This is a genomic window from Cupriavidus sp. C1SS-2L (genome assembly GCF_057073735.1).
The window spans coordinates 1,062,119-1,083,062 of sequence record NZ_CP172709.1 but is presented as its reverse complement, the minus strand read 5'-3'; the positions used below and the strand labels follow the sequence as shown (position 1 = coordinate 1,083,062).

The 20,944-nt window shown below is 64.0% G+C and carries 17 protein-coding genes; 4 read left to right on the top strand and 13 right to left on the bottom strand.

The annotated features are described in order from the left end of the window. Positions 1-24 precede the first annotated feature (24 nt). The gene (locus ACIGJG_RS22630) at positions 25-1,041 is read left to right on the top strand and encodes a Bug family tripartite tricarboxylate transporter substrate binding protein (RefSeq protein ID WP_011301362.1); all 1,017 of its coding nucleotides are present in this window, start codon (positions 25-27) and stop codon (positions 1,039-1,041) included. Positions 1,042-1,086: 45 nt separating this feature from the next. Further along, positions 1,087-2,796, top strand: a complete 1,710-nt coding sequence (locus ACIGJG_RS22625) for an N-acyl-D-amino-acid deacylase family protein (RefSeq protein WP_011301363.1) — start codon at positions 1,087-1,089, stop codon at positions 2,794-2,796. Positions 2,797-2,806: 10 nt separating this feature from the next. Here ACIGJG_RS22625 and ACIGJG_RS22620 read toward each other — a convergent pair whose 3' ends face one another. The 5 genes from ACIGJG_RS22620 to ACIGJG_RS22600 all read right to left on the bottom strand — a co-directional run bounded on the left by ACIGJG_RS22620 (position 2,807) and on the right by ACIGJG_RS22600 (position 5,779). Beyond that, on the bottom strand, positions 2,807-3,706 hold the full coding sequence (locus ACIGJG_RS22620; RefSeq protein WP_483673945.1) for a DMT family transporter: 900 nt from the start codon (positions 3,704-3,706) through the stop codon (positions 2,807-2,809). Positions 3,707-4,045: 339 nt separating this feature from the next. Further along, entirely contained in the window at positions 4,046-4,870 is an 825-nt protein-coding gene (locus tag ACIGJG_RS22615) for an NAD-dependent protein deacetylase (RefSeq protein ID WP_011301365.1), read from the bottom strand. Beyond that, positions 4,867-5,067 carry an oxidoreductase-like domain-containing protein gene (locus tag ACIGJG_RS22610; RefSeq protein WP_224009352.1) on the bottom strand — a complete coding sequence of 67 codons (201 nt, stop codon included), beginning with the start codon at positions 5,065-5,067 and terminating at the stop codon, positions 4,867-4,869. The genes ACIGJG_RS22615 and ACIGJG_RS22610 overlap by 4 nt, the downstream gene beginning before the upstream one ends. A 101-nt stretch (positions 5,068-5,168) precedes the next feature. Next, positions 5,169-5,498, bottom strand: a complete 330-nt coding sequence (locus ACIGJG_RS22605) for a hypothetical protein (RefSeq protein ID WP_011301367.1) — start codon at positions 5,496-5,498, stop codon at positions 5,169-5,171. A gap of 44 nt (positions 5,499-5,542) precedes the next feature. Continuing rightward, positions 5,543-5,779, bottom strand: coding sequence for a hypothetical protein (locus tag ACIGJG_RS22600; RefSeq protein ID WP_011301368.1), 237 nt, complete (start codon positions 5,777-5,779; stop codon positions 5,543-5,545). Positions 5,780-6,029: 250 nt separating this feature from the next. Here ACIGJG_RS22600 and ACIGJG_RS22595 point away from each other — a divergent pair, with 250 nt between their 5' ends. Next, positions 6,030-8,345: a patatin-like phospholipase family protein gene (locus ACIGJG_RS22595; RefSeq protein WP_245001788.1), complete on the top strand. Its 2,316-nt coding sequence runs from the start codon at positions 6,030-6,032 to the stop codon at positions 8,343-8,345. 200 nt (positions 8,346-8,545) lie between these two features. Here ACIGJG_RS22595 and tssE read toward each other — a convergent pair whose 3' ends face one another. The 8 genes from tssE to tssB form a co-directional block, all read right to left on the bottom strand. Then, positions 8,546-8,980, bottom strand: coding sequence for a type VI secretion system baseplate subunit TssE (gene tssE, locus ACIGJG_RS22590; RefSeq protein WP_011301370.1), 435 nt, complete (start codon positions 8,978-8,980; stop codon positions 8,546-8,548). Then, positions 8,977-11,661, bottom strand: a complete 2,685-nt coding sequence (gene tssH / locus ACIGJG_RS22585; protein WP_140949740.1) for a type VI secretion system ATPase TssH — start codon at positions 11,659-11,661, stop codon at positions 8,977-8,979. The genes tssE and tssH overlap by 4 nt, the downstream gene beginning before the upstream one ends. A gap of 91 nt (positions 11,662-11,752) precedes the next feature. Beyond that, complete coding sequence (locus tag ACIGJG_RS22580) at positions 11,753-12,238, bottom strand: Hcp family type VI secretion system effector (protein WP_011301372.1); 486 nt, start codon at positions 12,236-12,238, stop codon at positions 11,753-11,755. 6 nt (positions 12,239-12,244) lie between these two features. After that, positions 12,245-14,029 carry an OmpA family protein gene (locus ACIGJG_RS22575; RefSeq protein WP_483673944.1) on the bottom strand — a complete coding sequence of 595 codons (1,785 nt, stop codon included), beginning with the start codon at positions 14,027-14,029 and terminating at the stop codon, positions 12,245-12,247. Next, complete coding sequence (locus tag ACIGJG_RS22570) at positions 13,977-14,624, bottom strand: DotU/TssL family secretion system protein (protein WP_140949737.1); 648 nt, start codon at positions 14,622-14,624, stop codon at positions 13,977-13,979. Before ACIGJG_RS22570 ends, ACIGJG_RS22575 begins: the two co-directional genes overlap by 53 nt. After that, positions 14,621-15,967 carry a type VI secretion system baseplate subunit TssK gene (gene tssK, locus ACIGJG_RS22565; protein ID WP_220630010.1) on the bottom strand — a complete coding sequence of 449 codons (1,347 nt, stop codon included), beginning with the start codon at positions 15,965-15,967 and terminating at the stop codon, positions 14,621-14,623. The genes ACIGJG_RS22570 and tssK overlap by 4 nt, the downstream gene beginning before the upstream one ends. 115 nt (positions 15,968-16,082) lie before the next feature. Further along, positions 16,083-17,630: a type VI secretion system contractile sheath large subunit gene (gene tssC / locus ACIGJG_RS22560; protein WP_220630009.1), complete on the bottom strand. Its 1,548-nt coding sequence runs from the start codon at positions 17,628-17,630 to the stop codon at positions 16,083-16,085. 24 nt (positions 17,631-17,654) lie between these two features. Then, on the bottom strand, positions 17,655-18,161 hold the full coding sequence (gene tssB / locus ACIGJG_RS22555; protein WP_011301377.1) for a type VI secretion system contractile sheath small subunit: 507 nt from the start codon (positions 18,159-18,161) through the stop codon (positions 17,655-17,657). A 298-nt stretch (positions 18,162-18,459) separates the two neighbouring features. Here tssB and ACIGJG_RS22550 point away from each other — a divergent pair, with 298 nt between their 5' ends. Then, positions 18,460-20,928 (top strand): type VI secretion system Vgr family protein, encoded by a 2,469-nt coding sequence (locus tag ACIGJG_RS22550; protein ID WP_220630673.1) that lies wholly within the window; start codon positions 18,460-18,462, stop codon positions 20,926-20,928. The last annotated feature ends 16 nt before the right edge of the window (positions 20,929-20,944 follow it).

Sequence of the window (20,944 nt, the reverse complement as noted above, 5' to 3'; positions counted from 1 at the left end):
GAACATTCCGGAACAGGAGACAAGATGGACCGCCTTGCCCCGCAAGCGCGCGGAACCGCGCGCCTGAGCCTCGCCGTCATTGCCGTCACCGTCGCCGCATTCACTGGCAACCCCGCCAGCGCGGCCCCTCCCAACGATTGGCCGCAGGCCGGCAAGCCGGTACGCGTGGTGGTGCCGTTCAGCGCCGGGTCGGGCAGTGACGGCCTGCTGCGCTTGATCGCCAAGCGCGTGTCGGACCAGACCGGCGCGAACCTGATCATCGACAACAAGCCGGGCGCCGGCACGTTCATCGGCGCAGCGGATGTGGCGCATGCCCCGGCCGACGGCCACACGCTGCTCTACACCATCGTCGTCACCCACACGCAGAATCCGCATCTCTACAACAAGCTGCCGTACGACGCGTTCAAGGACTTCACGCCCGTGGTGCAGCTCGTACGCTCCGCCACCGTGCTGGTGGCCAACCGCAACGCGCCCTTCAGCAACGTGCGCGAAATGGTGAGCTACGCGAAGCAGCATCCGGGCGCGCTCAACTTTGCTTCGTACAGCCTCGGCTCCACCTCGCACCTGAACGGCGAGATCCTGCAGCAGCGCGCCGGCATCGAGATGGTCCACGTGCCGTACAAGGGCACCGCCGATGCCACCCGCGCACTGCTGGCTGGCGACGTGCAGGTCTATTTCGACGGCACCTCCACCGCGGTCGAGAACGCGCGTGCCGGCAAGGTCAAGCTGCTCGGCGTGGCGGCCGACAAGCGCCTGACGGTGCTGCCGGACCTGCCGACCATGGCCGAGCAGGGCGTGCCGGGGCTCGACATCGTCGGCTGGCAAGGCGTGTTCGGGCCCGGCAAGCTGCCGCCGGCCATTGCGCAGAAGATCGCCAATGCGTTCCGCACCGCGGTGGAATCGCCCGATATCGCCGAGCTGATCCGCGCGCAAGGCAACGAGATCAGCGGCGCCGGCCCCGATGCGTTCAGGCAGATCGTGGCCAACGACTATGAGCGCTGGGGCGCTGTGATCAAGCGCATCGGGCTCAAGCTCGACTGACCGCCCCGCCAGCAAACCCTGCAAGACACGGCAAAGGAACAGGCAATGCACGATTTAGTCATCCGTGGCGGCACCCTCGTCGACGGCACCGGCCAACCGGCCTATCAGGGCGACCTTGCGATCGACGGCGGGCGCGTCACCCAGGCCGGCGGCAGGGCCGGCACAGCGCGTCGTGAACTCGACGCCAACGGCGCGCTGGTCGTGCCGGGGTGGATCGACATCCACACGCACTACGACGGCCAGGCGACGTGGGATCCGTACCTGTCGCCATCGACGTGGCACGGCGTGACCACTGCGGTGATGGGCAACTGCGGCGTCGGCTTCGCACCGGTGCGCCCGGCCGACCGTTCGTGGCTGATCAAGGTGATGGAAGGCGTGGAGGACATCCCGGGCTCGGTGTTGTCCGAAGGCATCGAGTGGGACTGGGAAACCTTCCCTGAGTACCTCGATGCACTGGACCGCCGTCCCAAGGCTCTCGACATCGGCGCGCAGATTCCGCACGCGGCGCTGCGTGCGTACGTGATGGGCGAGCGTGGCATCCACCACGACGAAGCTACGCCGCAGGACCTCGACCAGATGTGCCGGCTCATGCGCGAAGGCATGGCAGCGGGCGCGCTCGGCTTTTCGACGTCGCGCACGTTCCTGCACAAGTACGACGAGCGCAAGTACCCGCCCGGCACGTTCGCGAGCGGCGACGAGATCATGAGCCTCGGCCGCGTGCTCGGCGAGGCCGGCCACGGCGTATTCCAGATGACGGCCAACCATGTGTCGATGGGCAATGAGCTGCCGTGGCTGGAACGGCTCGCGCGCCACAACAAGCTGCCGGTGCTGTTCAACCTGCAGCAGACCGATCCCGCGCCCGACCTGTGGCGCGACCTGCTGGCCGCACTCGACCAGGCACATGCCGGCGGCGTGCCGCTCTATGGGGGCATCAGCGGCCGGCCGCTGGGGCTGCTGTTCTCGTGGCAGAGCTCGCTGCACCCGTTCATCGCGTGCCCGGCATTCCAGGAACTGGCCGGCCTGAGCTTTGAGGCACGCGTGACAAGGCTGCGCGATCCCGCCGTGCGCGAGCGCGTCCTGACCGAGCCGCGCGCACGCATGGACAAGGGTCTCGAAGCGATGTTCGGTCACTTCGAGCGCATCTTCCCGCTCGGCGGCACGCCCGACTATGAACCGCCACCCGAAACCAGCGTCGCCGCAATTGCGGCCCGGTGCGGACAGACCCCGCTCGCGGCCATCTACGACCTCATGCTGGAGCAGGACGGCCGCGCGATCCTGTACTACCCGAGCTTCAACTACTCCTACGGCTCGCTCACGCACTTGCACGAGATGCTGCAGCATCCGGCCACTGTCAACAGCCTGTCCGACGGCGGCGCGCATTGCGGCTATATCTGCGACGTCAGCATGCCGACGTTCATGCTGACCCACTGGGCGCGAGAACGCACGCGCGGTCCGCGCCTGCCGCTCGAAGCGCTGGTCAAGCGCCAAACCGCGGACACCGCCAGGCTGTATGGCCTGTCCGACCGCGGCACGCTGCAGCCGGGCATGAAGGCGGACATCAACGTGATTGACTACGACGGCCTGAAGCTCCACGCGCCGCGCATGGCTTTTGATCTTCCTGCCGGCGGACGGCGTCTCGTGCAGGAAGCCGATGGCTATCTCGCGACACTGGTAGCCGGCGTGCCGATCTTCGAGAACAAGCAAGCCACCGGCGCCCTGCCCGGCAAGCTTCTGCGGGGCAAGGCAGCGGCCTGACGCGGTCGGTTCAGTGTTCCGGCCTGCGCCGGAACACGACCGCCAGCCCTGCCAGGATCGCCCCCATTCCCGCGATCGCCATCGGCGCCAGCCGGTTCCCCAGCAGCAGATAGTCGAACACGGCCGTGCCCGCCGGCACCAGGTAGAACAGGCTTGTCACGTTGACGAGATTGCCGGCGCGGATCAGGCGATAGAACAGCAGCGTGGCGGCAACGGAGATCACAAGCGCCAGCCATGCCAGCGGCACGAAGAACGCCAGCGTCGCATCGAACGAGAACGGCTGGAACGTCACGCACAGCAGGCATACCAGGGTGCTCACGCCATACTGCAGCGGCAGCACCTGCGCAGGCGTACTGGTGAGGCGCTTTTGCAGGATCGCGCCGATCGTCACGCTCATCAGCGAGGCCAGCGCGAACAACACGCCGGCCGGCGACAACCGCGCCATCAGCAGGCTGTCGGCCACGACCATGGCCAGGCCGGCGAGGGACAAAGCCAGTCCCGCCATCCGCGCCGCGCCAAAGCGCCGCTCGGTCAGCAACAGCGTGAGCATCGGCTGCGCGCCGAGGATGGTGGCCAGCACACCCGGGGTCAGGCCCCGCTCGAGCGCCAGGAAGTAGCCGATCGAGTATCCAGCCACCATCAGCAAGCCCGCCAGCGCGGCCTGGCACCGTTCACCACGCCGCGGCAACAGCTGCCCCTGCGCAAGCGCGATGGCGATGAGTACGGCGAGCGCCAGCGCAAAGCGCAGCGTGAGCAGCGCGAACGGCGTGGCATGGTCGAGCGCCCAGCGGGCAAAGATCGCACCGCTGCTCCACAGCAGCACGAAAAGGGGCGTCGCGCCCAGGGAAGCCAGCGTACGCTGGCCGGAAGCGGCATCGGTCTGTGCCGCCAGTTGATTGTCAATGCGCATGGGGTTGCACCTGTCGAAAGCATGGCAGGCTCCGGCACGCATGTGTGCCATCAGCGCATTAAAGCGCCAGGGGTGGTGCTACCGGAGACGTAGAGAGGCGCTGCGGGACGAACCCGTCAGCCAAGCAATGCCGGCGGCGGATGGGCGCCGGCGGTCGCCGGGGGTGGCGACGCGACAGGAGGGGGAGAAGCCACCGCCACCAGCGCAGCGAGACCGCGTGCGCGCGCACCGGCCGCAAGGGCTGGCTGGGCGTGGCGATGGCGGGCTGCGTTCATGATGTCGGAAGCGTGGAAAACGATAAGACGAATGAAGCGATGCTAACGGGCGAATGCGTGCCGGTCAATCACCGGGCTGAGCGAGCCATGTCGTCAGTTCGGACAACGCCTGCGCGCATGGCTGCTCGACCTTGAGCGTGAGCATCGGATCGGCTCGCGTCACGCCGAGGTTGACCACGGCCACGGGCTTGCCCATCTGCTCGGCCCACACGCAGAAGCGATAGCCCGAATACACCGTCAGCGACGAGCCGACCACGAGCACCGCGTCCGACTGCACCAGGGCTTCGCGTGCGCCATCGACGCGCTCGCGCGGTACGGATTCGCCGAAGAACACCACGTCGGGCTTGAGCAGACCGTCGCACCGCTCGCACGACGGCACACGGAAATGCGCGAACAGCGGTGATTCGAAGTGGGCATCGCCATCGGCCGCAGGTTCGGCAATCACATCGCGCAATTCGCCGTTCTGCTCGGTGAGCCAGCGCTGCAAGCCGGCGCGGTCATGGCGCGTGCCGCACGACAGGCAGATTGCACTGCCGATGCTGCCGTGCAGCTCGATCACATCCTCACTGCCGGCACGCTGGTGCAGCCCGTCCACGTTCTGCGTGACCAGACGCATCACATGCCCTTGCCGCGCCAGCGTCACCAATGCGTGATGGCCGGCATTTGGCTCCGCCCCGGCCGCCACGGGCCAGCCGATCATGCTGCGCGCCCAATAGCGCTGGCGCCCCGCATGCGAGCCCAGGAAGGCCTGCAGCGTGATCGGCTGCGAACGCTGCCACTGGCCGTTTGCATCGCGGTAGCCGGGAATGCCGGAATCGGTGCTGATGCCCGCGCCGGTCAGCACGAACAGGCGCGGATGGCGCCGCACGAAATCGCCGAGCGCGCTCAAGTGGGCGAATCCTCGGCGGCGGACTGGCGTGCGGCCTGGCGCGCTTCCCAGGCCTTCAGTTCATCGCGGTATCGCTGCATTTCCTGATAGTAGTAATCGAAGATGCAGGGATCGCAGCCGGAGCCGCAGCATTCATTGTCGCCGGGCTGCTCGGGCGGCACGGGACGGGGGTCGTCTTGATCGGGATGGTCTGGCACGGAACAACTCGGAATGGCAAAACCGGCGAGCCGGGGTTGCCAACAGTATATTCCCGGCGGGGCAAGCAGGCCGGCGTGGCGATCTCGACGCTGGACGCGGCCTAGTGATTCAGCAACGCATCCCCCACCGGAATCACGAGCACATCGCCCGTCATACAAGCGATGTCATCGCCAGCCAGCCAGCGCGATACCAGATCCGTCAGCCGGCCGCCGATACGCGCCAGTTCGGCCGGATCGGCCAGATAGACCGCATCGATCACGTCCTGGTCGAACTGCAGCGCCGCGCCGTGGCGCGGGCGTATTACCCCGGCACCCGGCGGTTCGGCCTGCCAGATCACCTGCACCTGGCAACCGCCGCCCGCGCTGTATTGCGCCGACATCGGGAAGAGACGGCACGTATGCTCGCGGGTCCACTCGACAAGGGCTGTCATGGCGGTTCCCCTTTCCACGGGCGCCGGCGTGCCGGCTGGATCGCTCAACGGCTCAACACATGGTAGAGCCAGTCATGCGCGCGCCTGGGCACACCAAGGCCATTGGCGTCCAGCAGGCGCCCACGCACACGCAATTCGCCCCCGTACAGGGCGTCCACCGCCGTCTGGGCATCCGGAAAGCGGCCGACAACGCCGCTGCCCAGCATCAACATCCAGTCTTTTTCCCGTGGTATCAGGGTCAGTTGCCCTGCGGCGGTCTGGTAGAAGAAGTACCCGTACATTCGTACCCCAGAACCTTGCTCGTCCTGTAGATGTTAGTCGTTCTCGCTGCGACTGGCATGCCGAGTCTGCGATGCGGCGATCTGAACGCTTCCGCTAGCCATGATGAATTGTTTCGACGGCGGACTCGGTGCCACGCGGTTTGCGCCAAGATATCCGCAAGCATGGTCGGCGGCCTTTGCACGGCACGGCCACCCAAGCCAGACCTGAGCCAGACCCGAGCCGTACATGCGGCGTCCGCTGATCTGTCCCATGAACGTTGCGATCCGACCCCGATGGTTGGCTGCGCTGCTCGCTGCCGCACTGCTGCTGGCAGTCGACAGCGCGCGCGCGGCCGCCGCGACGACCACGGCCACGGCCACGGAACAGCCAACGCCGGCGCCGGGGCCACCGCCTGCCGTCACGCCGCCACAGCCCCCGACCGTACCGACCCCGGGCCTCGGCCGTCCGCGCATCTGCCTGGTACTGTCCGGCGGCGGCGCACGCGGTGCGGCACATATCGGCGTGCTCAAAGTGCTGGAAGAACTGCGCGTGCCGGTGGACTGTATAGCCGGCACCAGCATGGGCTCGCTCGTCGGCGGTGCCTATGCCAGCGGCATGTCGCCCGCCGACATGGAAAAGCTCGTGGCGGGCCTGTCCACCGCGAAAATCTTTAAGGAACGCCCGCCGCGCCAGGACCTGACGGTGCGCCGCAAGCTGGACGACTACACCAACCTGTTCACACCCGAGATCGGCATCAAGGACGGGAGCATCCAGTTGCCCAAAGGGGCGGTATCCGGCGTGCAGCTCGAGACCGTGCTGCGCCAGCTGGCCAAGGTCCCAGGCTACCGTGACTTCGACCGGCTGCCGATTCCCTACCGTGCCGTGGCCACCGATCTCGTCGCGGGCACGCCGGTGGTCTTCAGCAAGGGCGAACTGGCGCAGGTCATGCGCGCCAGCATGTCCGTGCCCGGCGCGGTCGCGCCGGCCGAATACGAGGGACGGCTGCTCGTGGATGGCGGCCTGACCGATAATCTGCCGGTGGACGTGGCGCGCCAGATGGGCGCCGACATCGTCATTGCGGTGAACCTCGGCACGCCGCTGATGCGGCGTGACGAACTGAATTCGATTCTCGGCGTCACGGGACAGATGCTGAACATCCTGACCGAGCAGAACGTGCGCAGTTCACTGGCCTTGCTCAAGTCCACGGATGTGCTGATCCTGCCGGAACTGGGCGATTTCTCGGCCAGCGACTTCGATCACCTGACCAACACCATTCCCGTCGGCGAAGCCGCGGCGCACAAGGTGGCCGACCGCCTTGCGCCGCTGGCGCTGCCCCCGGGGCAGTACGCCGCGCTGCGCATCCGCCAGCAAACGCTGGATCCGCCGGACCTGCGCCCCGTCGACGAAATCCGCTTCGCGCCGATGCAGCGCGTCAACCCCGGCTATGCCGCGTCGGTGATGGAGACCAAACCCGGCGAACCGATCGACCAGGCACAGCTTGACCTCGACATGCGGCATCTGTTCGGCACTGGCGACTTCGAGCATGTGAACTACGGCTTCCTGGAAGAGCCAGGCCGACGCATCATGGCAGTCGATGCCATCGAAAAAACCTACGGCCCGAACTATCTGCGCTTCGGCTTGGGATTGACCACGGATTTCCGCGGCGAATCCTATTTCAACCTCGTCGCCAGCCATCGGCGCCCGTGGATCAACTCGCTCGGCGCCGAATGGCGCAACGACCTGCAGGTCGGCCAGACCTCCGCGCTGCACAGCGAGTTCTACCAGCCGCTCAACACGCGCCAGTACTTCTTCGTGGCGCCGCGCATCGACCTGGAGCGCAGACCGGTCAACATTTTCCAGGGCAACACCCGCATCGCGCAGTACGACGTACGCAGCTATAGCGTGTCGCTGGACTTCGGCAGCCAGTTCACCAAGTACGGTGAAGCGCGCATCGGCGTGCAAGTCGGCTCTCTCGATGCCTCGCTCAGTACAGGTCCCGCGCAACTGGCGCCCGAGCCCGGCCATATCCGCCTCGGGGCGATCACGGGGCGACTCTTCCTGGATCAACTCGACAGCACATCTTTTCCCCGCAGCGGCTATGCCGGCTGGCTGAAACTCTATGCCTCCCAGCCTGGGCTGGGCGCCGAGCAGGCCTATGTCAAAGGCACCATCGACGGCACCTACGCCTTTTCGTTCGGCAACAACACGTTCAACCTGGGCTTCAAGGCGGGCAGCAAAATCGGCGACAACCCCCTGCCGCGCTACGACTACTTTCAGTGGGGCGGATTCCTTCAGCAATCGGGCTACAGCACCGGGCAACTCTTGGGCGCCGACCTGCAGTTCGCGCGCATTGTCTACTACAACAAGCTTGCACGGCAGAGTCTGCTGGAAGGCGTCTATGCCGGCATGTCGCTGGAAGCGGGCCGCGTGGGGCAGCCGCTGGTGCCTGGCAGCCCGACCGGGGTGCTCAAGTCGGGGTCGATCTTCCTGGCGCTGGATAGCCCGGTTGGCCCGCTTTATCTCGCTTACGGGCGGGCTGCCGCGGGCGTCTACAGCTTTTATCTGTTCCTCGGCAAGCCTTACTGAGGGGTTGACTATTCAATTGTTGCTCAGCGTTGCCCCACTAAAGTTGTATGTAATGTCTTAATACATAAGGTATAATGTCCTTGTCGTTGAGACACAGACCCCGTCTTGACTGACGCCCCCCTTCCCCATCGCCGCCGCAAGCGGCGATTTTTTTGGGTTTTCGATCAGGGGGATGGGGATTGTCGTCGTAACGCGATGGGTCAGTGCCGGTCCTGTACGGCCTTCAGCAGCTTGAGCCGCGTCTTGCCGTCCGGCGTGAAATGGGTGCCGAAACGCACGAGCCCCGCCTGATGCAGGTGGCAGCTCATGGTGAAGCTCAGCAGCATGCCGGGCTCCGTTTCCTCGATCGTGATGTCGATCGCCCTGAGACGTGGCTCGTAGCGCAGCAGCGTTGCCTCGATCTCCCGCTGGAGCGTGTGCGCGGAAGCTGGCAGGTGGCGGTAAATCCGCGACAGGTCTCCAAGTCCATAGTCGGGCAGGTGTGCCAGCCCGCCCCGGCGACTGTTGAGGATGCGCTGGATGTTGTCCTGCACTGACAAGAAGGTCTGCGTGGCCGGATCGAACTCGTCCACGGCGACGCCGTTCGCAAAGTATCCCGTCACCGCCTCGAAGAGCCCTGGCCCGCCCCGCGTCACCGCGACACCTCTTCAATCTCCACGCCAATACCGTCTTCGTCGGAAAACGACAGCCGGATTGCGGCCAGGATTTGCGTGTCCATCATGCGCGCGAGCAACTCGCGCGCCAGCACAGGCAGAATCTGCTGATCCAGCAGGCTGTCGATGTTGCGGGCGCCGGAATCGGGGAGCAGGCAGGCACGGACCAACTCGGCCACCAGCGCGTCCTCGCACTGCAGTGGCACGCCGAAGCGGCGCTCAATGCGAGTTGCCACCTTCGCGAGCTTCATGCGTACGATCCTTTCCATGGCCTCGGCGGCGAGGGGACGGTATACGACGGTCTGGAAGCGCGCCAGCAACGCGGGCTGGAAATGGTCCACCAGCTGGGGCCGGATGGTCTCCATCAGTATGGCGGTGGTGATATCGCCGCCAGCTTCGGCAACGGCCTGGTTGGCTGCAAGAATTTCATCGCTGCCCAGGTTCGACGTCATGAGAATGACCGTGTTGCGGAAGTCAATGACCCGGCCCTCGCCGTCGCGCATGAAGCCGCGATCGAACACCTGGTAGAACAGGTTCAGCACATCGCGGTGGGCCTTTTCCACTTCATCCAGCAACACCACACTGTAGGGACGCTGGCGAACGGCCTCGGTCAGGATGCCGCCTTCGCCATAGCCAACATAGCCCGGTGGCGAACCCTTCAACTGGGAGACGGTGTGTGCCTCCTGATATTCAGACAGGTTGATGGTAATGAGCGATCGCTCTCCGCCAAACATCAGGTCGGCCAATGCTCGCGCAGTTTCTGTCTTGCCGACTCCGGACGGACCGACTAGCAGAAAGACCCCAATGGGTGCTTCCTCGCACTTGAGCCCCGCCCTGGCAGCACGCAGGCTCTTGCCAAGCGCGGCCAGCGCTTCGTCCTGACCCACCACCACCTCACCCAAGCGGGATTCCAGTTCCAGCAACGTGGCGAGTTCATTGGACAGCTGACTGTCGACTGGAACCCCGGTCCAGTCGGCGATGACCTGCGCGATGACGTTCTCATCGACTTCCGCATGAATCAGGGACGTCTGGCCGGCACGCGCGAGCACCTGGTGTGCTGCCAGGACCGACGGCTCCAGATCCCGGCGCACCGAAGCATCCGAGGCGGCTTGCCATTGCCCACGCAAGGCCAGCAGCGCCTGCGCGGAGTCCTTCTGTTCGGCAAAGGAGCGCTCAAGCTCTTCGTGTTGGGCATCCAGTGACGCCAGTCGCTCATCGATGGCGGCCAGCCGTTCGGCGTCGCTGGTCCCGGTGGCACCCTGATCCTGCCGCAGGGCGGTTCGCTCGACCTCCAGTGCGGCGCGCTCGGCTTCGCAGGCGGAGATGGCGACCGGTGTCGCCTCCTGGCTCATCCGCACGCGAGCGGCGGCAGTGTCGAGCAGATCTACCGCCTTGTCAGGCAACTGGCGCCCGGTGAGATACCGGCGCGAAAGTCTGACCGCTGCTGCAACTGCTGCATCGGTGATGTGCACCCCGTGGTGCTGCGCATAGCGCTCCTTGAGTCCCCGCAGCATCAGGCAAGCGCCTTCATCGTCTGGCTCGTCGACCTTGACCATCTGGAACCGGCGCTCAAGCGCCGCGTCACGCTCAAAGTACTGCTTGTATTCCGACCAGGTCGTTGCGGCGATCGTGCGCAGTTCGCCGCGTGCAAGCGCGGGTTTCAGGAGGTTGGCGGCGTCGGCGCCGCCGGCATTGTTGCCCGCGCCAATCAGCGTGTGCGCCTCGTCGATGAAGAGCAAGATCGGCGTGGACGACTGCTGCACGGCCTCTATCACGTTCTTGAGGCGCTGTTCGAACTCTCCCTTGACGCCAGCTCCGGCCTGCAGGAGCCCCAGATCCAGCGTCAGCACGCTGACATCGCGGATGACTGCCGGGACATCTGCTTGCGCGATCTTAAGGGCCAGCCCTTCGACCAGCGCCGTTTTACCTACCCCCGGCTCGCCTACCAGGATCGGATTGTTCTTACGGCGACGCGCGAGAATATCGATCATCTGGCGGATCTCCGTGTCACGGCCGAACACGGGGTCGATTCTGCCGTCGCGCGCCTTCTGCGTAATGTCGGTAGTGAACCGTGCCAGCGCAGAGGTGTCGGCCTGACCCGGCAACGGTCGGGGTGGCATCGTCGGCGTCTGCGATGGGGAGTCGGACATCCGCGGATTTGCCGGCGTGGGAGATGCACCCGGGAGATCAGCTTCGGTGGAGATCTTATCCAGTTCAGGAATCAGGCGTTCAATCTGTGTCGCCGAAATACTCAGCAATGGCCAGGCATCCGGCGCCCGCAGCAGGTTGGGAGTCTCCGCCAACGCGGCCAGGAGGTGGGCGGAGCGGATCGAATGCGCCCCGCTATCAAGAGAGGCCTTGACCCAGGCCGCTTCCAGCCATTGGCCAAGACGTGCCGACAATCCCGGCTTGCCGCGCAGGTCGTGTGGCAGCCGGTCAATGGCGGTAAGCAGACCATTCCAGACTCCATCCACGTCCAGTTCATATCGCCGCAGGATCGCCAGCAGGTCGCCTTCGCCGAGTTCCAACAACTTGACCAGCCAGTGCTCCACCTCGATGTCCCGGTGGGCTCGCGTTTCACAAAGGCTGGCGGCATCGGCCAGCGCATGGGCGCAGTGCGCATTCAGGCGGCGCAGAAACGGGGAATAGTCACGGCTGGTCATGGCGAACTGCAGAAGAGAAAGTGAAGTGCGGCAACTGGTGTCAGGTGCCGCACGCATTGCGGTCCGGTGTCAGGCACCGGCTATATGGCGCTTATGAGCGCTCGTTCCAGCTGTCGGCGTGAATGATGTTGCCGTCCTTATACGACCAGATGATCTTCTCGTAGCGCAGCTCGATGTCCTCGAGATGGTTATGTTTTTCGTAGGCCGGGTTCTTGATGTCCAGCATCTTCGGCGTGACGCCGACCACCTTGACGTTTTCCAGCTTGGTGTTGAAGTACTCCTTCTCCTTGCCGGCGTCATCGATCTTGTACCACTTGATCTCAATCGACTTCAGCGTCTGTCCGCTGGTGACCGCCTTGTACAGGTAGGGGGTCGAGGCATCCGTTTCCTTGGTGAACACGATCGGCTTGTGCACGCGGGTGCCGGTCAGCTTGCCGGTGTTCGAGTCGGTCGGGATGTTGACGGCGTGGTCGAAGGCGACGACTTCGACGCTGCCCTCGCGGCCGGACACGGTGACCGAGCCCTTGATATCGGCTCCGCCGTCGTCCTTGATCCACATGTATGCGGGAATTGCCATTGCTTCCTACTCCTTTTGCTGGAATGAACAGGCCGACTGGCCCAAAGTTTCCTGAACGCCGCGACGGTCATCGTGGCAATCTGGGACGAGGGTAATCTCGACACGGCGGTTAGCCGAACGTCCGGCTTCCGTGTCGTTGGGTGCTTTGGGACGGGTGTCGCCATAGCCCTGGATTGCGAAGCGCGTCACCGGCAGACCAGCCGCATCGGCGAGCCAGTCGCGCACCGAGGCGGCACGTGCCTCGGACAGCTTGAGGTTTGATTGGGCGGCGCCTACGGCGTCGGTGTGTCCAGCAACCAGTACGCGCCTGTCCGGATGAGCCTTGATCAACTCCAGCGCGCCGATCAGGACGCGGTTGGACCCGGGATTGAGCACCGCGCTGCCGCTCTTGAACAGCGAAAGGCTGTTCAGTTCGATGGTCGAAGGCGGTGGTGCTGGCGGCTGATAGCCTGCGATCAGGGTGTTGAGGGGCGCCAGCAGCTTCGCGCCCCGATAGAAGCCCAGCCCGAGCCGTGGCGGCACGCCGGCGCTCTGGTACTGCTCGAGTTCATCTCGATCGCGCTTGAGCGCCTGCAACGCGTCGACCCGTGCGGCGTCGTGCTCCGCGCCGATGGTGCGGTAATGGGCCATGTCGCCAAAGACGCGCGTCACCAATGCGCGGTTCTGCCAAGCTGACGCGGCTGCGGCCGCGCAGAAGCTCAGGGCCAGCCAGGCAAAGGCGTGTGCTAACGCGCTCGGCAAGGCGCGTCGCACAGGCTGCACAGCAATGCCACGGATCAATGCATCCGGCAAGGGATAGGACGCCCTATTCCCTTCCCGTGCGGACGTTGCCAATCCAGTGAGCTGCGTCACAAAACGGGCGTAGAGCGAATCATGAGCCGGGATGCCTTTCACGGCAGTCACGCCGAAGGCCGCCACGCGGACCGGGCGCCCGCTTCGTCCTGATTCCCGCCCATCATCCCGCAAGGCCGGCAACAATGCGCCGGACGCCCACCTGACGAGCGCATCCAGGCGTGCGGCGCGCCCCATGCGCTCCGCACGGTCAACTGGCGCTGCCGCCTGCGGATACTGTGCAAGGCGGTCGGCCAGTTGGTCGCACAGCGCTTCTCCCGAGGGCAGGCTCCCGCCAGAGATGCCAAACCACGGGCAGTCATCAGGGGGGCCGCCGGCTTCTTCCGCGTACACGGCGACGCAGACCGGCAGCGGATACCCGACGGCACGACTGGCCTCGCCGATAGCAGCACGCCAACGCCTGAGTCCAGCGCTGAGCGTAGCCGGATCGCATGCCTGGTCCGCGCCTACCAGGCACGCGACGGCATCGGGCCCCTGGCCCTCGCGCCAGCGCTTCAGCGCATCGGCCACGTAGGCCAGCCTGGTGGGCTCGTGCACGCGCACCCAGATCGCGGCGTCCGTCATCCGAACCAGCGGTTCGCCAAAGACCAGCGCGGGCGCGCAGTCGCCCACGGTCAGCACGATCGGGGTGTTTTGGCGAAGGTCTCCCGGAAGCGTGTCCAACGACACGTGGATGGCCTCCAGCACGGCCCGCGACGCCTGTCTGCGGGCACGGGCACGCCGCGTCGCAACCACGATAGCCACAAGCGCCAGCACGATGACGAGCCCGGCCAGCAGCAGGTTCCAGGTCATTGCCCAGGGAGAGCTGAGGGCCAGCCAGGCCAGCGCGAGCGCCGTGACCCAACTGAAAAGCGTGCGATAGGGATAGCCTGTCACGAACACCCTTTCAGCCACCGAGCTGGGCGATCGACACGGCCAGCCATCGGTCCAGCGCAACATAGACCAGAGCCGCACCAGCCAGGGCGATGCCCACCCAGGCCACTGGCGACAGGCCTCGCCATTCTCTTGCCTGCCCACTCGTAACGATCACCGGCCCCGTGTTCTTTTGAACGCCGCCACGCTCCAGACGCTCGTCGATGGCACGCATCAGCCGCTCGCGGGCGCCGGTGCCCTCCAGCGCGAACTTGCCCTGGAAGCCCAGCCCCAGCACGGTGTAGAAGACGGCCAGCAGGGGCAACACCGGCTGGGGTTCGGCCAATCGGCGCTCGATGCGGGCAATCAGTTCCTCGCCAGCGTCATGGCTCTGGAACTCCTTGACCTGCAGGGGTTCACGTTCCCAGGCATCGCGCTCCTTGGCCTGCAGACTGCGCAAGGCCACCTCGTCCAGCAACGCGCATTGGGCGTAGGCCGCATCTTCGACCACGGCCGTCGAATGCCCGGCCGCGTGGAACTCTTCACGCAGGCGGCTCAAGTGCTCAAGGCACCTGGTCCGGAAGGTCTCGAAAGTCTCCGGCTTGGCTTCCCCGGCAAGTTCCGTAACGGTCAAGGCCGTGTCGCGCAAGGCGAGAGGCAGAATGGTAGTAAGCGTCGTCATGCCGGCAATACCGCAAAAAGTTCAAGCGATACGTCCGGCACGGAGGCCGGAACATAGAACTGGCACGCGCGCGCGGCCAGCATGCGCTGGAAGGCCGGATGCGCGCTATCCAGTGCGAAGTACTGATTCTCGACACGGACCGGAATCGCTGCGGGAAGGCGGGACATGGTGCGCAAGGGAATACCCGGCAGCGCTGAGTTGACGATCTGTTCGACTTCGTCTGGCGCACCTGCCTTGCACAGGCGCGGCAGCTGTTCGAGCAGTGTGTGAGCGGGCAAGCCTGCCTGGACGGACAAGTAGTACTCGGCGCCTTCCACCAGCCGTTCGTCGAGGATCTTGCCAACCCAGGCCGTGGGCCTTGTTCGTTCCAGCGCAACGGGAACCACCCGCGACGGGATGACTGTGTCGAGCAGCGTGCGGATTAGCGATTCCAGTTCCGCGAACACCGGTTCTGGCGCCAAGTGGTTGTAAGCGGGAATGGCCTGTAATGTCTCGGTGGTCGAGAAAGTCAGCAGCGCCCCGGCCAGGCGGGACAGCACGCCATAGAGTCGTTCCGGATGTTGCCGCGGTGCTGCACACAGGCGGGCCAGCTCCGGCCAATTGCTGTTGACGCTATGCAGCAGCCAGAAGAGCGCCACATCTGCCACGGCGAAGTCGGCAATCTGGTCCGAGCGCTCCCTTCGGCGCACGGCCAGGCTCGCACTCTTGGCGGCAAGGATCTCCGAGAGCCGCTTCATCCGCTCGGTAAGCCTATCGCTCGCAGCGACAAGCAAGCACGGCGGCACGAATGTCGGGTCGAGTTCAAATCGCCCGTGCGGCGTGCGGATCAGCCGGGCGATCGGGCAGGTCACATAGTCGCCGTGGGCCTCGAAATCGAAGAGCAGTGCGAGCGCGTGCCGCTCGACGCTAATCTCTTCCTTGCCTTCGCCATGCAGATCGGCCACTGACAGATACTCGCGCACGAAGCGTCGCGGCCGGGCGGGACGCTCGCCGTCCTCCATGCAGTTGCCACCCTGGGCGTCCACCAGTGGCAGGCCGACCAGTACGACTGCCGCATCGACACTAGCCGGCACATCGGCGAGATCGCGTGCCGGTGGCGTGCGGTCCGCGGTTTCCGTGTCAATCACCGTTCCGTCGGGCAGGCGCACAGTCAAGGCACTGACGGCCAGTCGGTGGATGGATAGCGCTTGCGGGTCGAGTGCGACACGAACGGTGCCCCACGGCTCCGGACACGCAATGCGCGCAACCAGCTCGTCGGTATGGCGCTCCCACAGCGCTTGCTGCTGAAAATGCTGTGGAGTCATGAAAATGCCTTGTGCCCACAGCGGTCTCGTTATCTTCATGTGTGATCAATCGCCGCGCAGTCTGAGGCGCGTCATCGTGGCTGAGGCTGCGCATTGCATGGAGGACTTTCCTCCACGCAATGCGCAGCAGTGCTGGCGAACCGGTTCAGTGCACTCAGTTCTTCGCCTTCGGCATCTGCGACACCAGCGACAGGTTGATGTCCAAGCCCTCGATCTGGAAGTGCGGCACGATGAAAAGCTTGACGCGGAAGAAGCCCGGGTTGTCCTCGATATCCTCGACAATTACCTTCGCCTCGCGCAGCGGGTGCGAGGCCTGCAGCTCGTCGCCCGGATCGGTCATTTCTGTCACCAGCGTTTTGACCCACGTGTTCAGCTCCAGCTCCAGCAGGCGCCTGTCCTTGGTGGTGCCGATGTTCTCGCGCTGAATCAGCTTCAGGTAATGGGCGATCCGCGACAGCAGGAAAATGTATGGCAGGCGCGCGTTGACCCGGCTGTTGGCCGTGGCCTCGCTGGTGTCATAGAGCGCCGGCTTCTGCGTGGAGTGCGCCGAGAAGAAGCAAGCGAAGTCGTGGTTCTTGTAGTACGACAGCGGGATGAAGCCCAGATTGGCGAACTCGAACTCGCGCGTTTCCGGGATCAGCACCTCGGTGGGGATCTTGGCCTGATTACCGGTACCCAGGTCATACAAGTGGATCGGCAGGTCCTCCACCAGGCCGCCGGCCTGCGGGCCGCGAATCTGCACGCACCAGCCGTTCTTGATGAAGCTTTGCACCATGTTTGCGGCAAAGGCGAACGAGGCATTCGCCCACAGATAGCGATTGTGATCGGGGCCCTTGACGGCCTCGGTATAGTTGAAGGCGCGCACTGGCACCGTTTCGGGACCATAGGGCAAACGTGCGAGGAAGCGCGGCAGCGTCAGGCCGATGTAGCGGGCATCGTCGGAATCGCGGAAGCTCTTCCACTTCAGGTATTCCGCACGGTCAAAATAATTGCCGATGTCTCGAATGCTGGCCACGTCCTCCATCGAGTCCTTACCAAAGAACTTCGGTGACACCGATCCAATGAACGGCATGTGGGCCGCCGCCGAAACCTTCGAGATATTGCGCAGCAGGGCGATATCCTGGGGGCTGCGATCGAACGCGTAGTTGGAGATGATCGAGCCGATCGGCTCGCCGCCCGGCGTGTCGTATTCCTGGATGTACGTATGCAGGTACAAGCCGCTCTGGATCACTTCCGGCGTGTCTTCGAAGTCCTGGCGCAATGCTTCCTTGGAAGCATCCAGCACCTCGATCTTGACGTTCTTGCGGAAGTCCGTGCGGTCGACCAGGAACTTCAGCCCGCGCCACGCAGACTCGATCTGCTGGAATGTTTCGTGGTGCATGATTGCATCAAGCTGGCGGCTGATCTGCTCGTCCAGGTGCGCGATATGAAAATCCAGCAGGCTCTTATCGAGCCGGTCCACCTGCTGCGATGAATCCTGGATCATCTTCAGGAATACGTGCATCGCTTGCGCAACACGCTCATCCAGCGATGAATCGGACAATGCTTCTGGGCTCTGGAAGGATTCCACCGGACGTGCGCTCCTGACCGGGGTCAGGTTGATCTTCTCGCAAAGGGATTCGTAGACGGTCTTGCCAGGCGCGTCCAGCACAACGGTGTCAACCTCGCTGTGAGCGAGTGCGGAAATCTCTTGTTTGGCCATGGGATTCAATCCTAAATAGGCTGATTACTGGGCGGACGGGGCGTTCTCGCCAATCCTTTGCAGATCGGCACGCAGGCGCTCGGACAGGGACGGATCCTTGAGGATCTTTTCCAGCTCGCGGCGGAACATCGCGTTGTCGAGCAGATTCGACTTGAGGTCGCGCAGCAGGTTACGCGCGGCCATCAACGCCCGCAACTCGGGTACGCGGCCCGCCACAACTTCCGGTTTGAAGTCGTCCATGGACTTGAAGTCAAGGTCGACTGGAAGTTCCGAGCCATCGCCGGCCAGCGTGTTGCCGACCGCAATCCTGGCCTTGGGATTGAAATCGGCGAGGACGGAATTGAAGTTGTTCTTGTTGATCGAGACCTTCTCACGCTCTGCAAGGGCGCGGGTGTCCTGTCCATTGCTGTAGTCGCCCATCACCAGCATCTTGAGCGGCAACTCGACCTTCTTCTGCGCACCGCCGGTATGCAGGTCCAGCTTGATGTTGATCCGTGCTTTGGGCACTTCATTCTGGAAACTTTCAGCCATTTTTTTCCCTCTTATCTCTGATTAAAAAGTTGCTTGGAGCATGAAACCAGATCCATATTCTGTAGTCCGGCGCGGGCGATCCGGTGTGATAAGTAACATGAAAGATCAGCGGAAAATATATGAAACTTCCCAAATTTAAATACCGATTTACAGATCATTGATTTAAATCGATATTTGACCTAGATATGTTTGCGTCCGTAATAAATTAGCGTACCGTCCGGACCGAGGAGAACGTGAGAACGCCCGAATTGCCGCTCTCCGGCAGGGTTCGATCACGTTGAGAACGGAGCAAAGAACAATGGCTAGTGTGGTGGAGGAACCAAAGGCGACTGCGAGCGATCTGCCCAAGGGAATTACCGGTCGACAGGCGTATTTCCTGGAGGTCCCCAGCGCGCCCACTGCCGCCGCGCTTTCAGTGGTGTCGTTCAAGGCCGTGGAGCGCCTGGGTGAACCCTATGTGGTGACCGTGCAGCTGACGCATCCGCTGGAACTGGACCGCGCGGACTATCTTGGTCGCGACGCGGCGTTCGTGATCGACGCCGCCGACGGTGACGAGCCTCGCCGGTTCGCCGGCTGCATTACCCGCTTCGCCAAGACCAGGCAGACGCGCGACTTCGCTGCCTATGAAATGGTGGTGGAACCCCTCGTGGCGCGCTTGCGGCTCACGCATGCCAGCCGTGTCTATCAGCACAAGACCGCGCCGCAGATCATCGAGGCCATCCTGCGGCGGCACGACCTCAAGGGACACCAGTTCGCCTTCAAGACGCGCCGCCAGTATCCGCAGCACAAGTTCCGGCTCCAGTACCAGATGTCCGACTGGGACTACATCCGCCTGCTGATGGAGCAGGAAGGGTTGTACAGCTACTTCGTTCCGGGCAAATTCGGGGAAAACTGGGTGGTGGCGGACGATATCGACCACTACCTTTATCAGCCGGAACTGCGGCCACCGTATCAGGAGACAGCAGGGCTGGAATCCGGGGTGGAAGCCGTCTACGCCATCAAGACCGTCGCCAGGACGGTGGCGCAATCGGTCCGGGCCGCTGACCGCAACCCGGCGCAGGCCTACGAGCGCTTCCAGGCCGAGGCGAACATCGCGCGCAAGGACCGCACGACTTACGGCCAGCCATACTTCTATGGCACGCACCACCTGGATCAGGACAGCGCCAAGTGGGAAGCGCAGCTACGCCACGAGGCAGCCATTGCCGGGCAAGTCGTCTATGAGGGCGAGAGCAACGTGCTGGAGTTGCGCCCGGCACGCATCCTGCGCCTGAACCTTGCGCTCCTCGATGCGCCCAACGGTCAGGTGATCACCGAGGTCACGCACAGCGGCGCGCGCGATCAGGCCTACCGCAATTCCTTCAAGTCCATTCCGTCCGACCGGCGCTTCCGGCTGCCGCTAGACGAAGCGAACTGGCCGCGCATTGCAGGCACGCTCGGTGCACGCGTCACGTCACCGAACAAGTACAAGTACGCCTACCTGACCCAGGACGGGCATTACACGGTGCGCTTCGACCTGGACTTCGAGGAGTGGCCCTCCGGCGGCGAGAGCGTGCCGCTACGCCTCGCCAAACCCTTCGCTGGCGGCCTTCAGACTGGCTTCCACTTCCCGCTGCTGGACGGAACTGAGGTGGCCATTGCCTTCACGGACGGGAACCCGAACAAGCCCTATATCGCGTCGGCCCACCACAACAGCTATCAGGGCGACCACATCACGACCGCGGACCGGTGGCTGTCGCGCAATGTTATCCGCACGCAGAGCAACAACAAGCTGCGCATGGAGGATTGGGAGGGCCAGGAAGGCATCAAGCTCTCGACGGAGTACGGCGGCAAGACCCAACTCAATCTGGGCTACCTGGTTGACGGCAAGAAGCAGAAACGCGGCGACGGCTTTGAATTGCGCACGTCCGGATGGGGTGCCGTGCGTGGGGGCAAGGGTCTGCTGATCTCGGCAGATGACCAGCCGAACGCCCACGGCCAGCAACTTGATATGGAGGCTGCAAAGGGGCTACTGCAGCAGGCGCTTCAGCAAAGCGAGGCGTTGGGTGCTGCGGCCAAGGCAGCCGAGGCGGTAGCCGCTGACTACGCTAGGCAGAAAGCCCTCCTCGATGAGTCTCTCGCACAACTCAAGAGAGCGGGAATTCTCGTCAGTGCTCCTGCCGGCGTGGCGCTGGCCTCCGGTAATGACCTGCAATGCACAGCCGCCCAAAACCTCATTGCTACGGCGGGCAGCCACGCGGATTTCAGCATCGCAAAACGCTTCACGCTGGCTGCGGGCGAGTTGGTGTCCATCTTTGCCCAGAAGCTGGGCGTCAAGTTGGTTGCTGCGCGGGGAAAGGTTGAACTCCAGGCCCAGAGCGACGAAATGCGTCTTCTCGCGGATAAACACATGACGATTACCAGTGCAAATGGTCGCGTCGTCATCGAGGCAAAGGACGAGCTGCTGCTCAAGTGTGGCGGCTCGTATCTGCGAATGTCGTCAACCGGGATCGAGGACGGAACGCGCGGAGACCGGACCATCAGGTCGGCGGCATTCAGCCGCCAGGGACCCAGCTCGCTGGCTCAGTCGATGAACACGTGGCAGCACGCAAAATTCAATGACACCTATGTCCTTCGGAATCCATCGACAGGGGAGCCACTCTCCAACTCTGCCATTGAAATAGCCAGAGGCGACGGCACGAGACTCAAGATGCAAACGGACGCGTCCGGCAAGACGCCAGTCCAGAAGAGCATCTTCGTGGAGCCCGTACAAATTCGTCCGCTCGACTAACTCCCCAATTCGTTGC